This is a genomic window from Desulfofundulus thermobenzoicus (assembly GCF_009428905.1).
Lineage (GTDB): Bacteria > Bacillota > Desulfotomaculia > Desulfotomaculales > Desulfovirgulaceae > Desulfofundulus_A > Desulfofundulus_A thermobenzoicus.
The window spans coordinates 1-25,263 of the sequence record NZ_WHYR01000012.1 but is presented as its reverse complement, the minus strand read 5'-3'; the positions used below and the strand labels follow the sequence as shown (position 1 = coordinate 25,263).

22 protein-coding genes and 1 pseudogene are annotated in these 25,263 nt (G+C 53.6%); 6 read left to right on the top strand and 17 right to left on the bottom strand.

What is annotated here, in order from left to right:
* Positions 1-26 precede the first annotated feature (26 nt).
* Both GFC01_RS06005 and GFC01_RS06000 read left to right on the top strand, forming a co-directional pair.
* Positions 27-374: a type II toxin-antitoxin system Phd/YefM family antitoxin gene (locus GFC01_RS06005; protein WP_194174837.1), complete on the top strand. Its 348-nt coding sequence runs from the start codon at positions 27-29 to the stop codon at positions 372-374.
* Positions 358-720, top strand: a complete 363-nt coding sequence (locus GFC01_RS06000) for a type II toxin-antitoxin system RelE family toxin (RefSeq protein ID WP_152945737.1) — start codon at positions 358-360, stop codon at positions 718-720. The genes GFC01_RS06005 and GFC01_RS06000 overlap by 17 nt, the downstream gene beginning before the upstream one ends.
* Before the next feature lie 17 nt (positions 721-737).
* Here the strand turns inward: GFC01_RS06000 and GFC01_RS05995 are convergent, their stop codons facing one another.
* The 16 genes and pseudogenes from GFC01_RS05995 to GFC01_RS05920 form a co-directional block, all read right to left on the bottom strand.
* Entirely contained in the window at positions 738-3,386 is a 2,649-nt protein-coding gene (locus GFC01_RS05995) for a DNA polymerase (RefSeq protein WP_194174836.1), read from the bottom strand.
* Positions 3,387-4,013: 627 nt separating this feature from the next.
* Positions 4,014-4,688, bottom strand: coding sequence for a hypothetical protein (locus tag GFC01_RS05990; RefSeq protein WP_152945735.1), 675 nt, complete (start codon positions 4,686-4,688; stop codon positions 4,014-4,016).
* A gap of 749 nt (positions 4,689-5,437) precedes the next feature.
* Positions 5,438-7,621, bottom strand: coding sequence for an ATP-dependent DNA helicase (locus GFC01_RS05985; protein WP_152945734.1), 2,184 nt, complete (start codon positions 7,619-7,621; stop codon positions 5,438-5,440).
* A complete protein-coding gene (locus GFC01_RS05980; RefSeq protein ID WP_152945733.1) occupies positions 7,618-8,280 on the bottom strand; it encodes a hypothetical protein in 663 nt (220 codons plus the stop codon). Before GFC01_RS05980 ends, GFC01_RS05985 begins: the two co-directional genes overlap by 4 nt.
* A gap of 562 nt (positions 8,281-8,842) precedes the next feature.
* Positions 8,843-11,767 carry a DUF927 domain-containing protein gene (locus tag GFC01_RS05975; protein WP_152945732.1) on the bottom strand — a complete coding sequence of 975 codons (2,925 nt, stop codon included), beginning with the start codon at positions 11,765-11,767 and terminating at the stop codon, positions 8,843-8,845.
* Positions 11,768-12,448: 681 nt separating this feature from the next.
* The gene (locus GFC01_RS05970; protein WP_152945731.1) at positions 12,449-13,222 is read right to left on the bottom strand and encodes a hypothetical protein; all 774 of its coding nucleotides are present in this window, start codon (positions 13,220-13,222) and stop codon (positions 12,449-12,451) included.
* A pseudogene (locus tag GFC01_RS05965) lies at positions 13,212-14,294 on the bottom strand (RRXRR domain-containing protein). The gene GFC01_RS05970 and the pseudogene GFC01_RS05965 overlap by 11 nt, the downstream one beginning before the upstream one ends.
* Before the next feature lie 176 nt (positions 14,295-14,470).
* Positions 14,471-14,962: a hypothetical protein gene (locus GFC01_RS05960; protein WP_152945730.1), complete on the bottom strand. Its 492-nt coding sequence runs from the start codon at positions 14,960-14,962 to the stop codon at positions 14,471-14,473.
* A 784-nt stretch (positions 14,963-15,746) separates the two neighbouring features.
* Positions 15,747-16,442, bottom strand: a complete 696-nt coding sequence (locus GFC01_RS05955; RefSeq protein ID WP_152945729.1) for a hypothetical protein — start codon at positions 16,440-16,442, stop codon at positions 15,747-15,749.
* A gap of 3 nt (positions 16,443-16,445) precedes the next feature.
* Positions 16,446-18,122, bottom strand: a complete 1,677-nt coding sequence (locus GFC01_RS05950; protein ID WP_152945728.1) for a sigma-70 family RNA polymerase sigma factor — start codon at positions 18,120-18,122, stop codon at positions 16,446-16,448.
* A gap of 328 nt (positions 18,123-18,450) precedes the next feature.
* Positions 18,451-19,191 (bottom strand): hypothetical protein, encoded by a 741-nt coding sequence (locus GFC01_RS05945; protein WP_152945727.1) that lies wholly within the window; start codon positions 19,189-19,191, stop codon positions 18,451-18,453.
* A 218-nt stretch (positions 19,192-19,409) separates the two neighbouring features.
* Positions 19,410-20,129 (bottom strand): hypothetical protein, encoded by a 720-nt coding sequence (locus GFC01_RS05940; protein ID WP_152945726.1) that lies wholly within the window; start codon positions 20,127-20,129, stop codon positions 19,410-19,412.
* A gap of 277 nt (positions 20,130-20,406) precedes the next feature.
* Positions 20,407-20,778, bottom strand: coding sequence for a hypothetical protein (locus GFC01_RS05935; RefSeq protein WP_152945725.1), 372 nt, complete (start codon positions 20,776-20,778; stop codon positions 20,407-20,409).
* Between the two features lie 98 nt (positions 20,779-20,876).
* Positions 20,877-21,665, bottom strand: a complete 789-nt coding sequence (locus tag GFC01_RS05930; protein ID WP_152945724.1) for a hypothetical protein — start codon at positions 21,663-21,665, stop codon at positions 20,877-20,879.
* A gap of 136 nt (positions 21,666-21,801) precedes the next feature.
* Positions 21,802-22,035, bottom strand: a complete 234-nt coding sequence (locus GFC01_RS05925) for a hypothetical protein (RefSeq protein WP_152945723.1) — start codon at positions 22,033-22,035, stop codon at positions 21,802-21,804.
* A gap of 427 nt (positions 22,036-22,462) precedes the next feature.
* The gene (locus GFC01_RS05920) at positions 22,463-22,690 is read right to left on the bottom strand and encodes a helix-turn-helix transcriptional regulator (RefSeq protein WP_152945722.1); all 228 of its coding nucleotides are present in this window, start codon (positions 22,688-22,690) and stop codon (positions 22,463-22,465) included.
* A gap of 150 nt (positions 22,691-22,840) precedes the next feature.
* On the opposite strand from GFC01_RS05920, the gene GFC01_RS05915 reads away from it, so the two are divergent.
* The 4 genes from GFC01_RS05915 to GFC01_RS19705 all read left to right on the top strand — a co-directional run bounded on the left by GFC01_RS05915 (position 22,841) and on the right by GFC01_RS19705 (position 24,532).
* Positions 22,841-23,350, top strand: coding sequence for a helix-turn-helix domain-containing protein (locus tag GFC01_RS05915; RefSeq protein WP_152945721.1), 510 nt, complete (start codon positions 22,841-22,843; stop codon positions 23,348-23,350).
* Entirely contained in the window at positions 23,343-23,843 is a 501-nt protein-coding gene (locus GFC01_RS05910) for an ImmA/IrrE family metallo-endopeptidase (protein WP_152945720.1), read from the top strand. The genes GFC01_RS05915 and GFC01_RS05910 overlap by 8 nt, the downstream gene beginning before the upstream one ends.
* 78 nt (positions 23,844-23,921) lie before the next feature.
* Positions 23,922-24,278, top strand: coding sequence for a hypothetical protein (locus GFC01_RS05905; RefSeq protein ID WP_152945719.1), 357 nt, complete (start codon positions 23,922-23,924; stop codon positions 24,276-24,278).
* Between the two features lie 125 nt (positions 24,279-24,403).
* Positions 24,404-24,532 carry a hypothetical protein gene (locus GFC01_RS19705; RefSeq protein WP_279233434.1) on the top strand — a complete coding sequence of 43 codons (129 nt, stop codon included), beginning with the start codon at positions 24,404-24,406 and terminating at the stop codon, positions 24,530-24,532.
* A 336-nt stretch (positions 24,533-24,868) separates the two neighbouring features.
* Here the strand turns inward: GFC01_RS19705 and GFC01_RS05900 are convergent.
* A partial coding sequence (locus GFC01_RS05900; RefSeq protein WP_194174835.1) for a transposase occupies positions 24,869-25,263 on the bottom strand: 395 nt, incomplete at its 5' end.

Below are 25,263 nucleotides of genomic sequence, written 5' to 3'. Positions count from 1 at the left end.
TTGCAGAGGAGTTGAGTACAAATATCATGAATGAACGTGACGATCCTGTGCTTTTCAGTCCTTCCCAATTGGTTTCATCATCCAAACTCAGCAAGAACCTCGGTTCGTACCTGGACAAAGCCCAAAAAAAGCCGATTTTCATTACCAGGGAACAAGAAGTGGAAGCAGTACTGATGAGCCTGGACGATTACCGTGAGCTCTTGCTTGAAGAGCAAAAAGCGGAAGAAATTTACTTCGCCGTCCTGGCCATGCGCCGTCTCATTGAACATTCCAAATCCCCGAAGTCGCTGGTGGCAATGAACGATGTACTGAAACGATTCAATGTGACCCGCGAAGAATTGGCGGAGGTCCCCGACGATGAAGTGGACAGTTAAATGGCTCCCGGAAGCGGTTGAGGACATTGAAAACCTGGATAAAGGCGTCAGATTGAAAGTGTTAAAAGCGGTCACCAAACTAGAAACAAATCCTCTTGAATACGGCAAACCATTGGGCGAAAAAACAGGCATCGATTTAAGCGGCTTACGCAAATTGACCCCTGTTCGAGGTTACCGGATTGTGTACCAAGTCAGAAAAGAAACCATATTTGTTGCCGTAATAGCTGTAGGAAAACGAGAAGGACTTGGAGTGTTCAAGACCGCCGCCAGACGTATCGCGGAATACCGTGAAATGACAGGAAAAGAACTTGAACTTATCGGTAAGTTACTGAACACCCGCCTCTAAACAAAACACAGGCGGGTCTATTTTTCCGCCCAACTGTTTCCAATACCGGCTTCCACTTCCACCGGCACGGGAGAAATAAATTCCTCGCCAGCTGCCGCCATTTCGGCGACCAGAAAATCACGTATCTCTCCGGCCATATTTTCCGGACATTCAAGGCCCAGTTCATCGTGCACCGATTCCACTATCTTCACGTCTTCCCACCCGCGCTCCAGCAAACCGGCGTAAACCCGCGCCAGCGCGCGCTTAATCATGTCCGCGCCGGTCCCCTGGTCCGGCGTGTTCGCCAGCATGGTAAATCGGGCTTGTGTACGCTTCTCGTAATTGGGCCAAACCCGTTTCCGGCCGCTGGCTGTGCGCACGGAAACGAGACGCAAGGTAAAAAACCCTTGCTTGATATGGTGGAACCAATGCGGCTCAGGTTTCGACATGAGCGCTTTTTGTTTTTGGTGCCATTCAGCTATGCCGGGATATTTTCGGAAAAAAGCTTCCCTGGCCCGGCGTGCTTCCAATTCGGACATTTCGACGCCGTAATCGTACTTTGCGCTTTGTTGCAACCTGCCGGGACCGCAGCCGTAGATCAGGCCGAAGTTCACGGCTTTGGCCGCCTGCCTTTCTTCTTTGCTCACATTTTCGGGGTCTTTCCCGGACGTAGCCGCCGCCGTTAGCCGATGCAAGTCTTTGCCGTCGCAAAAAGCCTGGATCATGGTTTTGTCCCCAGAAAGCCAGGCCATAATTCTAAGTTCTATCCCACTGTAGTCGGCAAGCACCAGCTTGCACCCGGCGGGAGCAACGAACAAACGCCTAAATTCCTTGCCGCGGGGACACTGTTGAAGGTTTGGCGATGAACTGGAAAGCCGGCCGACCGCGTGCGGGTTGAGCTGCCAGTAACTAGCCCTTATCCTGCCGTCAGAGCTTTGTTTATCTAACCATTCTTCCAGGAATTTCGCCTTCTTCGCCCTTTCCCGATAACGGAGAATACCCGCGGCAAATTCACAACCCGCCTTTTCAAGGTCTTGCAGCGTTTCGTCTCGTGTATCCGAAACAACATACCCCATTTTCGCAAGGCACCGCAAAACATCGTCCTGGCTGGAAGGATTCAGGTCCGGCGAGTAATTTTTCATGGATTTCTTCGGAATCGCCCTGAATCCAGCATTTTCAGCCATTTCCACAAGCCGCTTTTTCAAGTCGTCCCGTTCCGCCGATATTTTGGCCAACATTTCTCGGGCCGCCGCCGCGTCGAAAAGCATGCCGTTCAATTCCAGTTCCACTATGGCGGGAAGGCTGGAAAACTCCAACTCCGCCGCTTTTTCCAACCCATTCCTGCTGATAAGCTCATTCACGATTTCATATACCGGAAGGAGAACAGCCGCGTCCAACCCGGCATACTGTATTTGCTTCTGAAACAGGACCTTGGCCGACCAATCACCGGCTTGCTCCGTCTTGTCCAGATCCAGATCGAGATGCCGCTTGGCCAAGTCAGCGAGACGATGATGGGGATACACTTCTTTCAGCCTGTTTTTCGTGGCCTTTTCGGATACTTCCAGCCTATAGAACCCGGCCCACGCCAACTGACTGGCCAGCATGGTATCGAATATCCTGTTCACTTCAATGCGGCGCCCCAAGCCAGCACGGATGAACGCCAGGTCAAATTTAGCATTGTGAAAAATTTTCACCACCGAACCGTCGGCCAGCAACCCGGCCAGGTCCTCCAGGACTTCCCGGCGCTCGGCCTCCGGAAGGGAGAACATGTCCAACACGTGGCTTTTCACCTTGCCGCCTGGTTCCGGGCCTTTGCCGTCCCGGGCGGTCAAGCGGCCCGTTTCCGGGTAAACCGGGAGGGCCAGCTGAACCAGACGGATTTCGTCTTGCAATGGATCGAGGCCGGTAGTCTCGGTGTCCAGCCCGCATATCCCGGCCCGCCGCGCTCCGGCCAGAACGGAGCGCCACGCTTCCAGGCCTGCGACTCGGATTATTTCCGTCCGGTCCAGCCAGGCCTGCCAGCCGGACAGGTCCGCCTGCTCCATTCGGGCCGGCGGTTCAGGTTTCGGAGTAGCAAACAGGGTCATCTGCCCATTTGCATCAAACCGGGCCTCCGCGCGGGTTCCGGCGACGACGGGAGCGCTCGCCTTGCCGGACGCCGGGTCTTCATTACCGAGCTGTTTTACGTAAACTTCTTTACCTTGTCCGGGGGCACCAATATTGAGTAGATTCTTATTTCCAAGATTGTCAGCGTCTTTCTTGAAAGATTCAAAAGAAATGCCGCGCAAATTTGCGCACTCATCAAAACCAACAAAAACGCCATGCGGATCTGCGGGAGAAAAGTCTTCGATGGGTTCCGTCTCCGAAGTTTCATTAACCCCATCCTCGCCGGCGCCGGCCGCGGCGGCAGCGTGAGCCCGGGCTATGGCCCGCCAAGCCAGGATGTACTCGCGGCAGGCTTCAATCACGGCCTGGCGGTCATTTTTCCGGTATGCGGCGTCCACGGCTTTTTCAGCCTCGCCGATCGCCGCCCAAAGTTCCGGGGCGGCTTCTTTCGCCCAACGGGCGGCCGCGGCGGAGGTTTCCCTACGGACCACATCCACGGCGGCGGCGAACATTTCCTCCAGTGGCAAGGAATCGTTCACTAACGAGGGGAAAAAAGGAAAAGCAACAAGTAAACCGGGCATTTTACCAACCCCCTGCCATTTGTGAAAATCGTAACTTACCAACCAGAAACACCATTTGCTTCCAGCCCAAAAGCCCCAGTCATTGCTGGGTTTTTCAATGGTGGTAACAAACCGGCCTGTCCGGTACGACGGCATAGCTCCGAAAGCCCTTGCCTTCCAAGGGGTCATCAATGATGTTCTTTCACACCTGTGTCGGTGGTAACAGGTCTCACCCCTTGGGAGACAAGGGATGTAAACCCATTTCCAGCTAAATGTTCGCATTTTTTGATCGTTACAGGCAAACCCCTGTATATAGGGGGGTGATCGATCAGATCTAAAAAAGTGGTGATCGAGAGGCCCCTATATAAGTTATGATTTTTCTCAATGAGAACATTTTATTTCCAATTACCATTCCCCCTTACTCTCCCAAGGGCTGGAGCCTGTTCTCACCAATTTTCACATCCATACTTTTCCAGCCCATTCCAGCCCTTTTGCCCCATGGCGGGAAAGCCTCTCGGTCTGTTGTGACCACAGCCAGGAACATTTTCGGGGCCAGTGGGAACAGAGCCAAAAAACCAGCAACGGCGCGGAAAATTGGGATGGGCAGCTTTTCCATTTATGGGATGCTTGTGATTTTGAGAGCAAGGATCAGTGCAAAAACAGCGAATTGACGGGAAAAGCCAGCCCACTGCCCTGCAGATCCCTTTTGTGGATTTTGATTCCGAAACGCTCCTTGTGACCCTCCTTCCGCGTTATGATCAGCCCCGCCGATTTCAGCGTTCTTTTTACCTGTGTGATGTCCAAATTATGCCGGGTTAAAGCCTTGGCTAACGCACGTTCAAAAAGTACAATGCATTCTTCTTTGTTCACTTTGCTTTTGGCGCCCATCCACTTCACTGGATTGGTTGGGGTTTCAGCGAGTTCAGTGCCGAATCCATAGATTCTCTCTCTATTTTTATGGATATAGTCGCGGATAATGTCCAGGATATTTTCCTCCGTTGTCGCTGGTACAGGTTTTTCTTCGGTTTTTGCTGTTGCTGAAGAAAAAAGCTTTTTATACGACTCAAGCGACCGCCCGGTCTCTTTTTCGGCGGCCTCAATAGCAACAGCATAGGCAATACCGGGTTTGACGCCAGTGACTTCGATTAACGCTTTTGCGGCTTCCAGGTGTTCCCGCAGTATGGCGGCCCAGGGCTGGAATTCTTCTGGCTTATATTCGCCGGCCAAAATTTTGCTGATTGTCTCGATTGCCCATTTCTGAAATTCAAGGACTATCTGACGACGATTATCGTCTTTAATCCGGTTGGCAGTGATTTTAACCAATAAAGCAACTAATCCGTCACGATTAACACAAAGTACCTCTCTATTACCAATTCATTCCAAGACTATAATGACGAGGGAACAATAGTTCTTAAATAGATCCATGTTTCTATGAACTAACCGACGCAATACTTCACGGTCATAACCAATGGCATCCGCTACATCATTGACAGGAACCCATATTTCGTTTCCATCGTTGCGTATAAATCGGACAGTTTTGTCTCGAAAGATTTCTAAAGCCATGTTCACGGAAGCCGCATCTCCTTTCCGAAAAAGTTTTCAGACCATCGGCTGAAACGCCTGCCCTCCAGTTTGTCGGTATATTGGAGAAAGCCATCTCTTGACGTCCTCCCCCGAATGAATTCGGAGGATTCCCCCAGAGGGAACACCCCGAACCCACCCAGAGTTCCCCGGGAATTACGTGCCCTTGCGGGTTCACGTCCGGTTCCGTCGGGTTTCATCTCAGCCCGTACATTTCTGCCAGACTTCATCAACTCACCCATTGGGCCGCGCCAACACGGCCCGCCCCCTACGGTTCAGACGATCACCTGCATCCCACCCGCCGGGGAAGCCGCCCTGTTACCAGGCAGCCGGGGTTTAGCCCGCCGGTATATTGCGGCCAGGCTCCAACAACCTCTCCGTCAGCACCGCTGCGGATAATCAACCTGGCCGCCTTTCATCACCTGACCTTAGTACATTTAAATAAATTCAGGTGTATTCCCGGCGGAAATTCATAAAGCGAACCACTGAAGTTAGCCCGTTTTCTTTTCCCTTCTCCCAAAAATCAAGCCGACCTGGGGTTCGGCCGGCAATACAGCGAACAGTTTTTCATATTTTCTGGGCAGTCTGGGATCCGCTATGATAACCATCCCCGTATCCGTTTCCCGCCGGATCAGCCGCCCGACGCCCTGCCTCAACCTGGTGGCGCATATGGGAAGGCTTATTTTTTGAAAAGCGGGCCAACCGCCGCCTGCCATGTAAGTAAGTGCCTCGATTATTGGATCGTCGGGCACCGGGAAGGGGAGTTTCGAAATGACTACCGCCGTAAGCATGTCCCCGGGGAAATCGACGCCTTCCCAAAAACTGTCCACGCCAATCAAGATCGCCCGCCCGTCAATGGAGAAACGCCGCACCAGCTCAGCTTTGCCGGCGTCACCCTGGACAAGCAACGTCCGCCCGGTAGCGTATTCGGTCGCCAGAAAATTGGCGACCGCCCGCATCTCTTTAAACGACGTGCACAGCACCAGCACGCCCCCAGGGGTGAAATTGGCCACCCGCGCCACCAACTCGGCGAGTTTACGCGGCTTGTCCCCGCTCTTGGGTTGAAGGCAGTCGTCGGTCGGAATATAAAGACTCAGCTGCCTGTCATAATCGAAGGGGCTTTCCACAGCGCCGCATGCGGCGCCGCCGGGCAGGGCGAATTCCCTCAGAAACCACCGGAACCCTTCTGATTGGGGGAAGGGAAACAATGTAGCGCTGGTGAACACCGTTCCGCCCGGATAGAGACGCCACAGATCGGGAAAGTATTCCTGGAGCTTTACCGGCGCGGCGCGGAACGACGATTTTTCAAACCAGCAAGCGTCATTTCCGCCTTCCCGGTAATGGCCGAGAAGCAAAACGGCCCGCTCGACCGCTTCCCGCGCGGCATCCATGCGGTCGAACAACCGCTCCGCCTTGCGGGCGAGGTTCACGTCGCTTCCGGCGAGGCGGGCCAAATAGCGGCTCATGACACTTTCCGCTGCAAACAAAAATTCCTCCAGCGCGACGGCAGCGCATTCCTCCGCTTCACCCACGTCTTCCGGGAATATGGCGGCCCGGCGGCTGTCACCTTCTCCGGCCGCTCTTTCGGAACCAGCAGAGCGCTTCGCGAACAAAGCGTCTACCCGCCTGTCCGCCCTGGCGGCCAGGAAAGCAAAAGCGGCCATGTCCCGCCCGTTTTTTTCGGCGAATTCGGCTTTTTCCACGCCGGAGGAAGCGTTGTAAATCCTCTCGGTGGCTTCGTTGACGAAATTTTTCAAGTCGTCCCTCAGCCTGGTCCAACGGTGCCGGGAAAAGGAAACTTCCAGCGTTCCCCGAAACGAGTCCGGGAAATTGTGCGCCTCATCCAAAATCAGCACTCCCGGCGGGGCCTCTTCCTTGCCGTGGAAAAGGGATATTCCGGCTTTAATCCGGAGCATCCAGTCCACCGCGACCACCGCATGGTTGGTAATCACCACTTCCGCCCGAGCCGCTTCCTTTTTCGCCCGGGCGAAGGGACAGTCCACCTTGCACCGGACGCAAGCGGCGTCGTCGGCCGCCGCGCTTACTGAGTAGAACCAGGTTTCCCGCTCTTTCTGGCCGGCCGCTATGCCGGGCCAGGCGGGCAAGTCGTCCAATTGCCCGCTTCCACCGATCGCCGCCCAGAATTTGAGGGCGGCCAGGAACACCGTCTTAGGTGAAAGCGGCGGACAGTTTCCTTTTTTTGCCCCGCCGCGCCGCCAGGCGTACCGGGCACGGCGGTCCTTCTTCAGGGCCTCTTTCAACTCCAATTCCAGCACCACCGGGCAGAGATAGTTACCCTTGCCCTTCAGCACCGCTACGGACGGTTTCGGACGGGAGAGGTATTCAGAAACCAGCCCGGCGGCGAGCGGGGCATCCTTTTCAGCCAGCTGAGTCTGCAAATTTTTCGTCCGGGTAGCCACGATCACTCGTTTGCCCTCTCGCACGGTCCAAAGCATGGCGGGAACCAGGTAGGCCAGCGACTTCCCCGTGCCCGTCCCGGCTTCGACCGCTAGGGCCGGCCATTCTCCAGCGAGAAGCCGGGCCACAGCTTTGGCCATGCGAAGCTGGCCGGGACGGGGCGTGAGGCCCGGCGCCCCGGCCATGATTTCCTCCGCGGCGGCGGGCAGATCTCGGACGGGCACGGTATCTTTTAATCCGGCTAAAATACCGCTCATTTTTCAGCACCTCTTTTCCAAAAAGCCAGGACGGCCCGGGCGGCTTCGTACGCCTTATCGGGCGCGCAGAACAGGGTCCCGCGCACCGGGGAGAAGGCTTTATACCGGTCGTATTTAGCGGCAAAAGGAAGATAGACTTCCCTGTACCATTGCTTTTCCGAGACGGCGGGCAAAAAGCCGTCCGGCCGCCGGACCGTGGCCAGGTCGTACTCCACGGAAAAAAGCCGTCCATTGGCCTGAAGAAGCAGGAAAGGCTTTCTTTTTTGCAAGCAGTTTTCCCAGTGGTGGTCATAGACCATGGAATAGTCGGGCAACTGCACTCGATGGAGAAAAGTTAAGATAAACCCTTCAAACCGATGAATAATGACAGTCGTTTGATAGTACCGCATCACTTTTTCCCGACATTGAGGGCACATCACCCGGGTGGACTGGCCGTAGTACAATTGCCGTATCCTGCTCTGTTGTTCTTGGGAAAGCTCAGCGACGTCCACCCAGTACCCGCAATCTCTTTTTCGGGGGCAATAGAGGACATCGAAAGCCCATTTTTCTTCAGCCAGCGCGTGTTTACGAATAACATCAAAAATTGACAAAAAACTCACCTCTGCCATTTGTGAAAATCGTAACTTACCAACCAGAAACACCATTTGCTTCCAGCCCAAAAGCCCCCGTCATTGCTGGGTTTTTCAATGGTGGTAACAAACCGGCCTGTCCGGTGCGACGGCATAGCTCCGAAAGCCCTTGCCTTCCAAGGGGTCATCAATGATGTTCTTTCACACCTGTGTCGGTGGTAACAGGTCTCACCCCTTGGGAGACAAGGGATGTAAACCCATTTCCAGCTAAATGTTCGCATTTTTTGATCGTTACAGGCAAACCCCTGTATATAGGGGGGTGATCGATCAGATCTAAAAAAGTGGTGATCGAGAGGCCCCTATATAAGTTATGATTTTTCTCAATGAGAACATTTTATTTCCAATTACCTTCCCCCCTTACTCTCCCAAGGGCTGGAGCCTGTTCTCACCAATTTTCACATCCATACTTTTCCAGCCCATTCCAGCCCTTTTGCCCCATGGCGGGAAAGCCTCTCGGTCTGTTGTGACCACAGCCAGGAACATTTTCGGGGCCAGTGGGAACAGAGCCAAAAAACCAGCAACGGCGCGGAAAATTGGGATGGGCAGCTTTTCCATTTATGGGATGCTTGTGATTTTGAGAACTATCTGTTCGTCAAAACGGAACATCCATATTTTCGTCTCCCACTTCTTTGCCTTCTTCCGCATCCGGCGGAAAGAGCAGTTCTATAGGGAAAGCCAATCCCTGCCCGGAAAGGCTTCCCTTATGCACCTTTTGCGTATACCGGGTTTTGTTTCCATCTTTTTTGACCAAGATCCATCCGTCGGATTTAAGTATTTCCCGCGCCTGCTCGTATGCCATGCCGGAAATACGCCTCTCGATTTCCTCGGCCAAATCGTTCTCGAACAGCACCACACATTCCTTGCCCTGGATTTTCGCTTTTGCGCCCACCCACTTGACCGGGTTCCGCGGTTCCGCGTCGCCGCGCAGGCCGTAGATCCTGTCCTGGTTCGCCGCCACGTAAGACTGAATCACAGCCAGGATCTTCTCGTCGATTCGTTCGTGTTCAATGCCGTCGCATACTTGCTTCCATGCGGCCAGGAAGCTGGCGAACGCCTTTTTCGCAGCATCTTTCGTTGCACCGATTTGCTCCAACCACAGCGACAGGCCGGCCAACCCTATCGCGGCCCGCGTCGCCAGTCGGCCGGCGCTGCCCCGGCGGTCGTCGTCGGGAAGGAAGTATTCGCGGATCGTGCTTACCGCCCGTTCGATCTCGGCGGCTATTTCACTTTCTTTGCCGGCGGCCGTCAATTCAAGCAACCACTGCAAATATTCCTTCCCCGCCCAACCGTAGTTTTTCATGCAGAACGCGCTCATATATTCAGCCTCAGCGCGGTTTTCGTCGCTCTCTTCCGAAAGGAGCTGGGGCAATTTCATGATCCGGTCGTGCGCCCCGCCGCCGGTTTCAAAACTGACGGTAACGTCGGACTCGGCGGTGGCGAACACAACCGTGCGGAACGTGCGCGTCCGCCGACCGCCACCGCCCCGTGCACCGCGCTCCCGGTCCATGCCCTGGGTAACAGTGCGGACAAAATGCTCTACCTCGTTCTTCCCGCCACGTTTACCCGTGCCACGGTTCATCAGTTGGAGTTCGTCCAGATGCACAGTCAGGTCGCAACACGTACTCAGGAGCACCCCCGTGCTCACCCCGGTCCGGTCGGCGTAGCGGATCCGGCCGTTTTCACCCACGGCCGGATTGCCGTAGAAGCTGGCCACGACCTGGGACCAGGTGGTTTTCCCCTGGTGCCTTTTCCGCCCGGCGTCCCGCGAACACATCATCACGGTGAATCCGGCGAAATCCGGCGCCAAGCCGGCTCCCTGAGCCAATTTGATCAGCGGCGCGCCGGCGGCACACCCGATACCGAAGGCGATGGCCGGGTGCTTCAGACACGCGGAAAGCAGGAATTCCTTGTGTTTGGCCGGGTCGCCGCGGACGCCGAAGCTGGCCAGGATTTGCCGCTCCAGCGGGGACACGTCTCCAGCCCAGTCGATGTCGTCCGGTTTTTCTAGCTCAGGCGGGTTTTCCCCGCCGTCCGCCGTCGGCGGGAGCGCTCCGGCGTCCGGAGTAATGACCTCCCGGCCGAGGACGAAGATCGGCTTTCCGTCCAGCTCGTGCCACCCGCACCGGGAAACGGTGCGGACGGTCGGGAGCGTCACCCCGTTTTGAGTGACCAGGACACGCAGGGAGTGGAACCATTCTACCGCTATCTCGGCGTTGTTGCTGTTGATTTCGACGCCAGCTTTGATCAGCGTCTGCTTTTCCCGGGTGTCGAAGAGCACCCCGGACGAAAAGTGCCGGCGGACCCACTTTTTGTTTTGCAGCCAACTCAGCTCCCACTTTTCCTCGCCGCCTTCCTCGACCGGGGAGAGCCAGGCGGTCAGCAAAGCCACGGTGTCCACGCCCGGGCGGACGATGCGGCTTCCGTCGTCGCTGGTTTTCACCCTGACGATCTTTCCGCCCTCGATGTCCCATCCCCAGCCCTCCAGGTTCACGGGGGGCATAGGGAACTCCGGCGAAATGACCTGTGCCGCCGGCGGAAAAACGTCCGTGATGGCGACGCTTTCCTGGGCGCCGGCTCCCGGATCCGGTTTCCATGTGCATTTCTGGCGGGCCTCCGCCTCTTCCAGGGCTTTCTTCGCGCTTTTAGCGAGCATTTTCGCCGCGCCGGCCTTCATAATCGCCGCCAGGGTCTGTTGGAGGATGTATTCGCCCTTGGCGGCCAAAAGCGCGGCGGCGCCGCGGACCTGCGCCTCCGGATCGGCGGATTTCAGCCGGGCGGAGGCGTATTTCTCCGCGCCGGTTCCCATGGGAAGCCATTCCGGCGTTTTCCCGGCCAGCGTCCAGAACCGGGAAACGGCGTCCTCCCCGGCTTTTTCGTAGGCCAGGATGAAATCGTCCAGGCCGGTTTTGTTCAGATCGGGCAAAGCCAGCAGCGAAAAAATCTTGACAGTTTCCGCTCCCAGGTCGTATAATATTTCCGCCAGGGTTGGAAAGGCATTCCAACGCTTGTGAGATTGCGTGATGTCGGAATCGTAGACCAGGATTACCGTTTGACCCGACCAGTCTTTTTTCAGCCGCCCGAGGATGGCGTCCCCGGGCGCTTGTTTTTCCCCCAGCGGTCCCTTTTCCCGCCAGGCGTCGATGCCGGCGACGGCGACGCAGTTTATGCCGCGGGTAACTGCAACTAATGCCTTTTTCTCGCCTTCCGTGATCACAACCGTTTCGGCGTTCAAATCCGCCCCGGGCGGTACATATAACCTGCAACCGGCTCCGATGGCGGAAACGTACTTCAAGTCCCCCTTCGGGGCGTCCAATCTTATGCGTATAAAGTTGTTTTCCCCGGGATAAGGGAAGGCTATTCCAGTGCTGAATACTTTTACACCTGTGAGTTGATATATTTCATCAGCCGTGACGGAGAATATGCCGGCGGTTTCGATCATTTTTTCCGGTATGCCAGCATTGAGCAATTTGGTTTTGTGCGCTTCAGCCAGTATCTTCTTGTCGTTTTCCGGGCTCATGCCTTATCGCTCCTTGACAGTTTTGCCGTGCTGAACGGAACAGACGGCGAATCTTCACAATATTGTGAATATAATCACAGCGGTTCCAATGATGCTATATTTCCCATCCTGGAATGCTTAAAAAAAGAAATCCCCGGGCATTATTTATTTGTGCCCGGGGATTTACCAGGAAGAGGAACGGGTAAGGGGTCGGCAAGGAGCGAGAAAATCCGGCCCCCTAAAAATGCGAAAGCCGGGGATTTTGTGGTCCCTGGCTAAAAAAAATACATGATGAATTGCTGGCAAAACCGGTTCTACCGGTTCCAAAAACTCTGAAAGCCTTATGGCTCTAGACTCTGAGCTGGAACCGGTTTTTTCAAGATCATCGGCGCAGGATTCCTCTGAATTCATTCAGGGGAGGAATGCGCCGCCACCTCCTTCCACGGGCACTCTTTGAAACATTGCCGATACACGGCCTCCTTTCGGAGTGATTGTCGCCTCGGCGCCGTCCGCAAGGCTTAGGCCGGTCTTTGCCGGCCGCGGCATTGAGCGGTTCTGCCTCACATAATCCGGGCTGGCGAAACACCCGGAAGTGATTGGGTAGCCCCACGGACCCCTGCTGCTTTCTCAGCCGCCTGGTCAGCCAGTTGCCCTTGCCCCCGCCAAGGCAAGCCCCTCAATTCATTGAGGGGTGGTTGACAATCACAATTTCGCAACCCCCTTTGTAGATTTTTCCGGTGCGGCCGCCAAATCCCCCGGGTATACAATCACCCTCTCGTCCCACCTCGTACGGATGTAGGCAAAATTCGGGTACACCGCCTCGACCACGCCGGTTACCGGCTTATTGACTTTCGCCCCGACTCTTATGCCGTATTTGCCGAAATCGAACGGCACGCGCTGGGCTACGGCTGCTTCGTGCTCGACCATGATACTGATTATCCGCCACCCGGCGCGGCGTTTTCCGTCTCCCGGCCTGTGCTGCAGGAAAAGATGCACGATGCGTCCCTTGATTTCCGCCACGATCGCCTGGCTTCTGCCCAGGGGGCGGTAGTCCTCGTCGAAGAGACCGGGATCGGGCAGATAAGTCATGAGCACCTTCGCTTTTTTAGTATCCCCACCGCTCGCCAGCGTCGCGCGGGCCTCGTCCAGGGTGAAGGGCCGGCAATACGGATCGTCCTCCGGGAAAGACGCCGGCGCCGACATGGGTACTCTAACTTTCAGGGTCACTTTTTCCCGCCTGCCGTCACAGGGTTCCCGGTCCAGCGCCTCGGCGAGCAAAAACCCGAGCTCCCCGCCGTCTCTCGCGGCATCACCCCCGGCGGCGCGAACCATCAGGGCGTCGAGCCGGTCCGGTTCATTTTCCGGTTCCAGGGCTTCAAGCGCCGCTTCTTCCGCCGACGGCACTAGGCCATAGGGGTCGAACTCCTGCGTTTCGTCATCGGATAGCCAATCTCCGAATTGGAGGTTACTTGTCATTTCTACCATCTCCTGTCAATAAAAATTGGGTGAATGTGGCCTTCACCTCCTTCCACGAGAATCCTGTTGATCTTGCCAGTAACCTCACCTTTCTCAGACTGAACTGCCCAATTCGCTTGCCGTCCGCGTCCGCCACACCCACAAGCTTCGTGGTTTCCGTGGGCAGGCCGCACACCCAGCCGCGATATATTTTGCCGGCCTTCTCCGCCTCCACCCAGTCGCCTTTGCGGAGGAAGCCGCCGCTGGCGGTGCCCCCGAAGCGCGGGCGGGCACCGCCCCTCTGCGGATTCTGCCGGTAAAGGCTCCGCCGGGCGTAGCGCAGCCTGCGCCAAACATAAAAAGGGGCGTCCGGGTTATTATGGCAGCCGGTAATGCCCATCAGCATCGCCACTGCATCGTTTGTATGGGTCTCCGGCACCTGCTCCCACTTTTTGTCCGTTTGTTTTGTAAGACCAAATCTTTCCCGCCAGGCATCCGTATCGGAGACCTCCACAAGCTTCAGTTCGGCTATTTTCCGATACTCCCGATAGGTGAGGGTCTTGCCGATTTCGACCGTGGAAAAATACCTGCCGTCGCGGTACTTGTGGTGGTTGTACCTCATATCCTCGGTAACAATAAGCCTGATCGGGTAAACCCTGCAAAGTTCCCGGACGATTTTCAGCCTGGTCTCCACCTTGGACCGCTGGGTGGGGGCCAGCCAGTAACCTTTCCTCCTGCGGTTGTCGAATCTGGCCGGGCGCCGGGGCGTCTTACGGTACCTCCTGGCCCGGCGCAGATTTCTGCGAGTTTCCATCTTTTTAGAAACATCGTTCGGTAGGAAAACCATAGCCATCAGCTCCACTTGTCAGTGGGAGGCTACGGCTACGCCGTCGTATTTCGCCCCAGGGTCTACGGCTAGGGAAAACGGCTGGGTCTTCGTGCCCACGGGACGGAGCATCTGGACGTAGAAAAGCCCCAGCTTGTTCCTCCGGGGCTTTGCTAGACCGTCCTTTATGAGTAATCTGGCCTTTCTGGACGTGGTTGGCATGAGGGGTTTTCCATCCATACTTACCACAGGCACTCTGGTAATCATTTGCCGATACACGGCCTCCTTTCGGAGTGATTGTCGCCTCGGCGCTGTCCGCAGGGCTTAGGCCGGTCTTTGTCGGCCGCGGCATTGAGCGGTTCTGCCTCACATAATCCGGACTGGCGAAACATCCGGAAGTGATTGGATAGCCCCACGGACCCCTGCGGGCATAGGCCCGCCGCCTAGTCAACCAGTTGCCCTTGCCCCCGCCAGGGCAAGCCCCTCAATTTATTGAGGGGTGGTTGACAACCATGCCTAACTCTCCGCTTGCGATCCCGTTCCTTTTTTCGCCGGGCGATTAAGGAGCAATCGGAGCAGTATTTTTGCCTGTTATTGGCAGCCGGAACAACTTTCCCGCACAGTTCACACTCACATTGACGCCTTTCAGGGATGTTAATTTTCGGCTTTTTCTTTTCCCAAGGAAAAGGAGCGTCGTATTCCAGTCCGGCTTTCTTCACGGATCGCTCGTAAGATTCCAGTGAACCGTCAGGCCATAAATTATTGAATTTCCTGACGTAAAAATCCCGCTCCGAAATACCGCAGCCCAGACAACGGGCGACGTTCAGCCGGAAATCCCAGCCGAATGCGGTTTCCCGACCGCAATACGGGCACCAGCCTTTTCCATGTTTGACGGCTGGGGAAAAATCCGCCAGCGGTTCTAAAATAACCTGCACTTTGCCACCTCGCTTTCAAAACGGCTTTTTGAGGCCGATTTTGTCCGCATTTAGACCGGACACGTATTTACCTACGCGCAATGTCTAAATGCGGACAAAATGATCCTTGTATATCAAGGCTTTGGAGGTCGTCTAAAATGTCACCATGATTCCCGCTGGATCCGCTTTTCGGTCGCCTTCTTCTCCCTCCACCTGGCGCTGGTTTTCCGGCTTGTTTCTCGTTTACCGTATTCGCTGCATTTCGGGCACCACTTCTGCCGGTTGCTGTTGCAACGGAATATTTCTCCGCACTTGGCGCAATGTTTGCGAGTTTTACATAAGGCTGTCACAATTCATCACCCCTTGTAAAGCTTCAGGGCCGGACTTTATGTCACCCGGCCCTGAAGTGGGGAGAGGAGGGGAATTTGATTACAATGCCATGAAAAGGAGCCATATTTACGTTGTGATATCACCCGGAGCTAATGCTGCCGCCGTGATCATCGCGACGGCATATCTTTTTGCCACCGAACAGGCAGCCTGCCATTGAAAGATTCCATGGTTAACTTTTCCCACCCGCTTTCCTGATCACGTTTTTCAACATCCGCGCCAAAACGCTTTCCCGGGAATCAGATTCCGTAAGGGAAGCTGAGGCAAAGTATTCATGTGCTTGTTCACATGCCTTTAAAAGCTCCGGAGCGGCGGCGAGCAACCGCGCCAACCCCTCGTCGGCGATAAATCCCACCACGTACCCGGGGCGATCTTCCCTTTTAAGCGCATAGGGACCAAAGTTTCACCTCCGCTGCTGTTAAATATGCAAATCACATCCTACCGCCAGGCAATCCCGATGCTTTTCGAAAATGCTCCGGACTTTTTCGGTCCAGTCATTCTCCTCTTTGTTGTCAAAACTCATGCCGAACCATCCCATCTTACCTCGTTCGTGCCATTTCCCGTTCGGCGTCACAACGGCGAATGGCATGACATCTTTTTCCAACAACACGGATACCGGGGCAATGTTGGGGTTTGCTGAACCGCTTCCGACGCGCCCGTCATAACGGCCGCCAATAACCCACCAGTCCCATTTGGCTCGCGGGTTATACGTGGTTATGTATTTGCCCGTGCCGCCGCAATTCTGGCATTCCGGGTTCGGTTTTTGATACAGCAGGTGATCTTTCTCCGCTTGTTCGCGGACATGCTCCCATTCGAGCCGGGTGGGGAAGTTTTCCCATTCCTTGTCTGTAACCTTGAATATATCGGGATTTTCGAGCGCTTTTTTTATCCGTTCGTCGGTCCAAAATTCTTTTCGAATCTCATCTAGTGGCCGGTATTTTTCGTCGGCGATCTCCCGCGATTCTTGGCGCGCTTTCAAGCCTATGCACCAACAATCGGTTTCGTAAGGCTCCACTTCACGGTTTTCGTTATAAGGAGCCAGCAATTCGCTGACTTTTTCTTCGATGTTTTCAGTATCTGCGGGTACCAGAACCACGGTGAAAAAATGACTCATCACTCATTCCCCTTCCTTTAACAGCTCGGCCGTTTCCCACCAGCCGAACCGCTCGTTTTTCGCAAGCAGGTATTTGCCGGAAACCACGCCCTTCGCCAGCAACTGCTTAACTAAACCGGCGCCGCCTATTTTCGCGGCCAGGCTTTTGGCGTCGTAAGCGACGCGGAACGAATTTCTGGTCGTCTTATCAGCCGGGGCTACGACAATCGTGCCGTTAAGGACACCCACTCTCACTTGCCGCACGCCGGCGTCGCTGAAAATTTTTCCCGCTACGCTGTTTAAGTACGTCTGGTTTTTCGTGACGCTGATCACGGGTTCTTTACCCGCCGGAATGTTCGGTTTACACCAGTCAACCAGTCCCATGACATTCCCTTCCGGCTCGCCGCAATCACCGCAAGCGGCGGTTCCACCCACCTCAAATTCTCCGTTTCGCGGCGGTTCTCCAGGGTTTTCCCGCCCGGAAGTTTCAGAGGACACCGGGGACGGTTCCGCTTCCGGCGCTTCCTTAACGTCCGGTTTTTCGCCCGACCTGTTCTTCGGCGGTCCGTACCTGGCCGCCAGTTCTTCCGGAGATAAGCGGTACGTGACTACTCCGCTCGCCGGCGGCTGCGCCCGCTCAATCCTGGAATTCGGCACCGGCGTTCCCATTTGGCGTTCACCCTCCAGTTCCTGGCTCCCCATTATCTTGTTCGCGCCCGGCATTTCCGGTTCCGCCGGATCGGTCGCGGCGGCTACTTCCGGCATCACCGCTCCAACCGCCGCCAGGTCAATTTCCGCTTCCGCCGGCGCTTGCCCGCGCGACGCTGGTTCGGATGCGGCGGACTCGTTTCCCTGAGCAACAATTCCCCCGTTCCCGCGAGCGGGGTCGCCGGCGCTTTTGGAAATCCTGTCGCGATCTATCTGGTTGCCGTAATAGGCCACCATGCTGTACGGTACGCCCGCTTTCTCCGCTATTTCTTTGTATTTGAGATCTGTTTCCCGGAGTAGATTTTTCACTTCGCGGACCTTTTCCGGGGGATACTTTGGTTTCATTTGTTCCAACTCCTTGAGGTAACTGGTTTCCCTTATTCCCGCGAGCACCAGGCCGGCATCCAGTTTTTCCAAAAACTTTTTGTATATCCGGCTTACGTATGTTTGGCTGATTCCAGTCAGAGCCGCGGCTTCCCGCTGGTTTTTCCCGGCCAGCATGGCGGCGACGGCCTTCCTGGTGACCGGAGACATCTTTTCCAGCAAGCCCTTGATAATCCTTTCGATTTCGTTCAAGGTAGGTGAGGCGTCGTAATCCTCGTGAGTGGGAACGATATCCGCCAGGGTCAATTCGCTGCCTTCGCCGTCGGAATAAACCGGCGCGTCGATGCTGACCGGGAAGTACCCACCGCTGTTCTGTCTTTTGGCCCTCCGCGCTTCCATCAGAATTTCGTTTTTGACGCAGGAGGCCAGATATGTGGCGAACTTGATCCCCCTTCCCGGATCAAACGTACGAAGCGCTTTGAGGAAACCGACGTGGCCTACGCTGATCAAATCGTCGTATTCAAGCCCGACGTTGCCGAATTTACCGGCTATGTGACGGATAAACCGAAAATAGTTTTCGTAAATGAAGCTGTTCGTCTCTTCGTTTCCGCTCAGGGCTTCGTTTAAAATTTCCCTTGTCGGCTCGGCGTAGGCCACTGACAGCACCACCGTTAATCATTTCTCCCGTGAAACATGGAAGGCATACCTGGCGGGCAAACGTTTTCATGTTATCTTCCTTTTCACTGACCGTGTACCGCGGCATATTGTCGGACGGCTTTCTCGTATCGTTTCCAAAAGTCAGGGTCGTTGGAGTACGCCCAGCAGTTTCCGTTTCTGCCCACCAACTCTTTAAGGGCCAGGCAACTGGCCTGAGTGTTGGAACGCCGCAATTTCACGCAGTTCAAGCAGGAGTGGCATCCTTTCTCCATTTTGGATCACTTCCTTTCATCCAACCTGGTTAACGAATCAACCAAATTAATGAAATCCTGGCATGTTCTCACTCAGATTTTCCGGAACTCCCGTACATCACGTTCAGCTTCCGGCCCTTTTCCAGGTAGCCGGTGTCGTTCCCGCCGGCCACCTCGGCCACCGTCACGCGGCGTTGGTTCTCCTCCGTAAACACCGCCTTCCAGGACTCCATGACCTCCAGCACCTCCGGGTCCGGTTCCCAGCCGTCATCGTTTCCGCCGGTCCCGGCAGCCCGTTTCACCGTCACCCGGTACTTCGCCGCCATCTCCAGAGGCAACGCCGCCGGGCCGGGCGGCAACGGTTCCCGGACGCCCGCCAGGGCAAGCACGGCCCGGCGCTCGTCATCGTCCAGGGACCAGAGGGGCCAGAAGTTTTGCGCCGTTTCCCAGGCCAGTTTCCGGCGGCGGCGCTCAATCTCGGCCGTGACGATCTCCTGGTTGTGGGTCGTTGTTACATAAGGCAGGTCGGTTACCAAAACCTGTTCCTCCAGGGCGTAGTAGCTGGTGGCCCGGCCCTGCAGGCGGTCGAACTTCCACTGTTTTTCTATTTCGGCCAGGCTCACGGGGCGGACTTCGACTTTCGCCCTGGTCTCCGCCAGCGAAGCCAGGAGGCGTTTGAGGCGCCGGAGTTCCGGGTCGCGGGATTCGGCGACACTTATTCGCGCCGTAAGCCAGGAAGTTATTTTAATGAGATGTGAGTTATTCCTGCTTTGGGAATGACTGGTGGTGCGTTTCTTCGATGGTTTTACCTTTTGGGGATACCAGCCCATTCTTTTGTTACCCCTGTCTTGAAAAAATCGATTTTTGCTGTACTTGTGGTCCAGTGAGCCTTCAAACCCGCGTCATTACTGGATTTTTTACTGGACCACACATTTTTTTGGTGTGGTCCAGTAAGTCCGCAAACCCGCGTCGTTGCTGGATTTTTACTGGACCACTACTGGACCACACCTGAATTCCCTCTGGTCCAGTGGTTTTATGGATTTTTCTGTTAATTAATAACTGACATATCTTTAAGACCGACAGCGGATACAGCATAAGCTCTCCGACGCCTACCTGATTCTCTGTGCCAGGCACGGGTTTGAAATCTGTTTTGCTCCAGTGCGTTGATGTCAAACTTTTTATCTTTCAAGCCGCCCAGCCATTTTTGTTTTTTCCAGTAATTTAAAACCGATTCCCTGACGTTCTTTTCTCTTATCCTAAAATCATGAAAAAATTTAGCCAGCGTGGAAACCCAGACTACAGCGATACGCAAACCTTCCTCGTTGAGGAGGAACCCGAAGTTGCCTTCACCGTAATTTGTGCCGAACTGTTCCAGACAATTATCGACCCATTCCCAGAATGCTTCGTACACCGACATGGCTTCCGGGTCGTTGTCGTCGTTTTCTACTTTTCGGGCATTCAATATGAGTTCGTTCCACTTTTGCACAATCATCTCGTCAAAATACAAGCCCAGGAGCTTCGGGTTCACCCACGCGCCGGCAGAGGTTATAGCGTGCGCGATCCCACTGCCTCCTTTTTTCACCAAACTCCGGACATCGCAACAAAAGGGTTCGCCGACAGTCGTTGCGTACCACCGTTCTCCTTTTTCTTCGCAAATTTCAATCCTCATGATATTGGCCAGCGTGGTACATATACAGGTTACGTTTCCTTCTTCGTCTTCGGCCCATATTTTGCCATCTTTCTCAAAAAAGGAATATTTCTTTGGCATAATTGCACCTCCAGCGTAGAGGTGAGAAAATCGATTTTATGTTTAGTAAGCTAAACAAAAAGTTTACCGCCAGCAAAAAATCGATTTTTTGCTGTACTTGTGGTCCAGTGAGCCTTCAAACCCGCGTCATTACTGGATTTTTTACTGGACCACACATTTTTTTGGTGTGGTCCAGTAAGTCCGCAAACCCGCGTCGTTACTGGATTTTTACTGGACCACTACTGGACCACACCTGAATTCCCTCTGGTCCAGTGTGTTTTATGGATTTCTTTGCCAGTTACTTGGTTGGCTTTTCTTTGCTTTTCCGAGCCAGTTCCTCTTTCCAGTCTGGGTTGAACGCTCCCGAAAATTCGTAACCGAGTTTTACTGCCACGTTTTCACCGGGAGGAAAGCCCGTCACCAAAAAGGATTCCGGCGGGGCAGGAATTATCCCGAGTACTCTTTCTTCCTCCTCCAGCTCAACTCCCGTATCATTTGAGGTAGCTCCTTCCCAATCGAAGGTAATCGGATAGCAATTGACGGTGTACTTGCGTTCTCTTCCGTTAGGACCCTTAGAATAATAAGGGATTTTTGTAATCAAAAATGCTATAACAGGCTCTTTCCAGATATCTTCTTCTGTGATTTCGGGCTTTCTTTTGACATCAGACACAGTTTGTGCTCCTTTCTAATTCAGCTTGGTTGGTATCCGGGCGGGACCTCCCCCGCCCGGACTACCGAGTTAGTTAGAATGGGAGTTCCCCGAGTTAGTTAGAATGGGAGTTCCTCGAAAGCCTGGTCTCCTTGGGCGACTTCTTCTGCCGGGATGTCTACAGTTCCTGCCATTTCGCCAGCCCGGACCGCTGGGGGGCGCCGAAGGATTGGTTTCATTGCTTCGACGTAGGCTTTAATTCGAGCGTAAGTTTCGTCTGGGAGTTTTTCCACCACGCTGAACGTAGCCTCGGCGTAGGGTACATTGTTGGCGTTTTTGACGCGCCTGAGACCAACTTTTATTACTGCTTGGTTCAATTTCAGGCGGTTTTTGAACGTAAAAGCTTTGAGAAACTTATAAAACGCTCCTACCGACGTTGGGGGTAAAGTAAGCATCATAGGAAATGCTTCTCCGGACGTGAGAATGAAGAGCCGCCACATGTTCTTGCAAGCCTTTCTCTTTTCGCCTTTGGAGCCGGGCCTGTTTAGGGGGCATACCGCGCAAAGCCCGCCAGGGTTGCCCTCACCGTGCACTCCGTCGTGAGCGTAACACTGGGGCGGGTTTCCTTCCCCGGTGAACTCGCCGGGCCAGTAGGCGTTGACCCGATGATGATCCACGATCACCCCCACGATTTCAGGCATCAAGACCGGGTTCTCCGGATCTTCCACGGGAAGCTCGAAATTCAAAGCTCCTCCCGTCGGAAACTTCACGCGGTCGAAAATGGAGGTAATTTCCACATCCCCGAAGTTTTCTCTGATAAGTTCCTCCAGGTTTTCCTGGTTCGCGCCGTCAAGCACCGCCAGCTCGAATTTAGGGGCCTCCGCCACCACAAGGTTTTGTTTTTGCACGGATATTTCGCTCCTTTCGGATTTTTAGTTCTTGAAAACGGCCAGTTCCGCCACCGTGAGTTCGGCCACGGCCTTCCAGGCCCGGAACTCGTCTATTAACTGGATCACTTGCGCCGGCATCTTCAAACTCACTCCCCTAAATCCGGTTTTCATAGAGTTTGCCGCTCAGCGGATCGATCTTGACCGACAGGTAGTACGGCCCCTCGGGTTGCAAATCCCCATCAGCCGACCCAGAGACATTGCATTTGCACCTGGGGCAGTTTTCCGGTTTCCATTTTCCGAAGTCCCCCGTGTAGACTTGGAAAAAGCGAGCTCCGCATTCGGGGCATTTGACTTTTACCGCTTCCAGTTCGCAAACTTCGCAAGTCATTTCTTCATGCTCCTTTCCTTTTCAGTGAATGCTCTGCTGGATCCATGCCTGTACAGCTTCCAGGAGGCCGCGAACCGGGCCGACGTAGCGGAAAACCGTGTAGCGCATTTTAGGCCGCCTCGCTTTCTTGTGAATTTGAACAAAACCCCATTCTTTTTAAAATCCGGTGTATTTCCCGGTCAATTCCTCACGGTACTTCTTCCAGACTTCCGGCACCAGAATCATAAGCGCTCGGGCGAACCCGGCCAGGTAGCCGACTGCCCAGCTTCCAAAGTCAATCCATTCCCCTGGTTGGTGTTTTTCCGCCCTTTGCAGCGCGTGCTTTAGTTCTTCCTCGGCACGGGTTAGCTGGGAGACGTGAGTTTTGGCGGTTTCGGTTCGCGGTTGCGGTTCGTTCGGTTGGATTTAAGGTCACCTCGCTTTTCAATTAATTAATTGCTTTACGTTGTAAAACATGTTGAACAAGCGGGGTATAAAAAATATCACTAACATCCATTTCAAAATAATTAGCTATGGCGAGCATTATTTCATCAGAAGGACGTTTGATGCGGCCCCTTTCGATTCCATTGATTGTTTGTCTGGAAACGCCGATAGCCTTTGCCAAAGATTCCTGGCTGATATCTCTCGCACGTCTAATTTGACGAAGTCTATTCATACAGGGTCACCTCTCTAAAAGCATTGTAATACATACTTGCCGTCATGTCAAGCATGTTGTACAAAGATTTTTCTAATTTCCTCTTTTGTTTTAGTAAATAATACTTTACAATAAGTAAAGCAAGGTTTACAAAAGAAAGGGGAATCAAGAATGCAAACTGCTTTAAGTAAATTATTAAGAAAACTTAGGGGAAATGAACCCTTACGAGATGTTGCAAAAAAATCGGGTATCAGCCATACCTATTTAAGCATGCTTGAAAAAGGGGTAGATCCTCGTAGCGGAAAAGAAATCAAACCATCCGTTGAAGTGTTACAAAAATTAGCAAAGACGTATAATTATCCCTACGAAAAATTGTTGGAAGCCGCTGGATATATTGAGCCTTCTTCCACCCCCCAACCCCTCCCCCTCTCTCAACGACGCATAGAACTCGAAGAAGCGTTCCAGGAAATCCTGCAAAACGGGGAAGCCATGTTCGATGGTTTGCCCTTAAAGGAAATGGACGAAGATATTATTAAGGACCTAGAAATCATGCTGGCTCATATTATTGACTACCTTCGGACGAAGAAAAACATCAAGCTCCAGGACTTTCCCAACCAGGGGAAAGCCACCAGAAGGTTTCTCGAAAGAAGGAGCCGCGGGGAGCTGGGGCCGCATGTTTGATTGGATTCTCGAAATTGTTATGCGAATTATCAAACAGTACGGGCTTCTCAATCCGGGAGAGCTGGCAGATTATTTGGAAATAAACGATGTTTTGTCCGTGCCTGTTAGGATCATCCACGGCGGTATTTTCAACACGTTTGCGCTACCTATAGTATTATTATCCTCCGACTTGAGTGACCGCCGGCGAATCGGCTGCTTTCTGCACGAAATATTTCACCGGGTGCTCCACCCGGGCATGAACCGGCTCATGGATGATGTTTACATAATTAATCGGAGTGAAAAACTCGAACTCGAAGCGCACATGGGCGCGTTGATTTACGCCATCATGTGGGACAAGGAGGGATTTGAGGATTGCTGTTATAATGTGTACCGGTTCGCCGAAATGTACGGGCTGTCTCAAAGTGCTGCCTATTACGTCGATAAAGGCATTCAGAAAAATGGTCTCGAAATTTTCGGTATAACGCCGCCGGACCCGGAACTCTATACGCCTTAAAAATAAGCCGGAAGGCTTTTTGTTGTTTATGGAGCAAATGTCGGAAGGTGTCGATAAAATGAAAGGGGAGGTTTCGTTGTGTTTACGGAAGATATGATTGAAAACGTAGCCACCGACGTGCTTTCCGCAAAAAAGATAGCGAAAAAATTAAAGGAAGCGGCGGAAAAATACGTCCACGATCCCCATACGATGCCGCATCTCCGGCATTGGGCCTTGTTCCCGGGGAGAACCCGCGTCTGTTTCACAAAAACCGTCAGCGAAGACGGAGCGCGGTATTGCATGAGCGTGTCCGCTCCTTACGGGAGAGTATCTGATTTGATGATTCTCGCTCTTTTGAAATTGTTCGACGCGCCTAAAACCGGGGTGGAAGAGATCCCGCCTTCGATAAATCCCAATGTACGGCTTATCACTTGGCTGGGCGAGATATTTCATTGAGTCAAACCCTATGGGGCGGCCGACCAGATACGAATTTGAAGCGGACCTTGGTGACCTCATCCATGCACTGATGCGGGACTGGGACAGGCAGGGGTTCGAGGACCGCTGGTACAGCGCGTACCGGTTTGTGGAGTTGTACGGTTTTTTTCCGGGCCGCGGCGGACGTGGTGGCCGGGGAAATCGAAACCAGAGGGCCGGAGTTGCTGAAAATCATGGGGTACGAAGTGCCGAACCTGGAGGACTGGGTGTCGTAGGGAATTTATGGATTAAAGGAAACTAATGGAGGCAGATAGCCAAGAAAACCGCTGGATAGCGGGTTTGTATTTTTAGGAGGGCTTTCGACATGAACAGACAAATTAAAGAGTTTGATGCAAAGGTTAGTTTAATTGGTTTAGTAATAAGAGACAGTCGATAAACCCCAACTAAAAGCATAATTCCTTTTCCCAACCAGTTTGTATTGGTAGACAATACCATCTAATTGGAATTTAATGGTGGATTTGCTATTTTAAAAAACGAATTTAACTGCTGTCCATTCCAAGAAGCCTCCTTTTGAAGGTTTGTTCCTTGAAAAAGGGTAGACTACCCCCTATTTATACTGCATGACGAATTTTAGCAGTCTTCAGGCTGGCCAGCCTGATCCTGGCCCACCTCTTGATATTCACCGCAAGGGCGGTAAACACAGCCTGAAACTCGACTTTAAGCGTACCCCAGTAGCGGGCACGCCGCAATCCATGATGGTAAACCAGTTCTGCTCCCGTACCTTCAATGGGACAGCGCTTTTTGATCTCCTGTTTGTATTCCTCGGTTTTGCTGTATGCCAGGGCATCCATCTGGACCTGGTAATATTTGTTTACCGAGATGGTGCGCCCGTTCTTATTTTTGGTGCAGGTTTCTCTTAATTCGCAAGCCTGGCAGGCTTCCTTAGGAAAACGGTAAATCCAGGCCTGGCTGTTTTCATGGTAGGTTCTCTTGTCCGTAGTTATCC